At 69.5% G+C, this 685-nt stretch carries 1 protein-coding gene; it reads left to right on the top strand.

All coding sequences use genetic code 11. The annotated features are described in order from the left end of the window. The coding region (locus IEY93_RS37580) for a sugar phosphate isomerase/epimerase family protein (protein ID WP_189167898.1) at positions 1-685 on the top strand (685 nt) is incomplete at both ends.

Here is a 685-nt window from a genome sequence, read left to right as displayed (position 1 = left end):
TGTTCACCGGCCAGTGGGCCGACCTGCCGTTCGAGGAGGTGTGCCGGCTCGCGGGCGAGTGGGGCTACGACGGCCTGGAGATCGCCTGCTGGGGCGACCACTTCGAGGTCGACAAGGCCCTGGCCGATGACTCCTACGTGCCACGCCGGCTGGAGCTGCTGGAAAAGCACGGCCTGAAGGTCTGGACGATCTCCAGCCACCTGGTCGGGCAGGCGGTGTGCGACACCCCGATCGACGAGCGGCACAAGGGCATCCTGCCCGCCCGCATCTGGGGCGACGGCGAACCCGAAGGCGTCCGCCGGCGGGCCGCCGAGGAGATCAAGGACACCGCCCGCGCCGCCGCGCTGCTCGGGGTGAACACCGTGGTCGGGTTCACCGGGTCCTCCATCTGGCACACCGTGGCGATGTTCCCCCCGGTGCCCGCCTCGATGATCGAGGCCGGGTACGCCGACTTCGCCGACCGGTGGAACCCGATCCTGGACGTGTTCGACGAGGTGGGGGTGCGCTTCGCCCACGAGGTGCACCCCAGCGAGATCGCCTACGACTACCACACCACGGTGCGCACCCTGGAGGCGATCGGGCACCGGCCGGCGTTCGGGCTGAACTGGGACCCCTCGCACATGGTGTGGCAGCAGATCGACCCGGTGAACTTCATCCTGGACTTCGCCGACCGGATCTACCACGT

This window comes from Sphaerisporangium melleum (assembly GCF_014646695.1).
Classification (GTDB): domain Bacteria; phylum Actinomycetota; class Actinomycetes; order Streptosporangiales; family Streptosporangiaceae; genus Sphaerisporangium; species Sphaerisporangium melleum.
The sequence above is the reverse complement of the archived record's forward strand: the minus strand, read 5'-3'. Positions and strand labels throughout refer to the sequence as shown.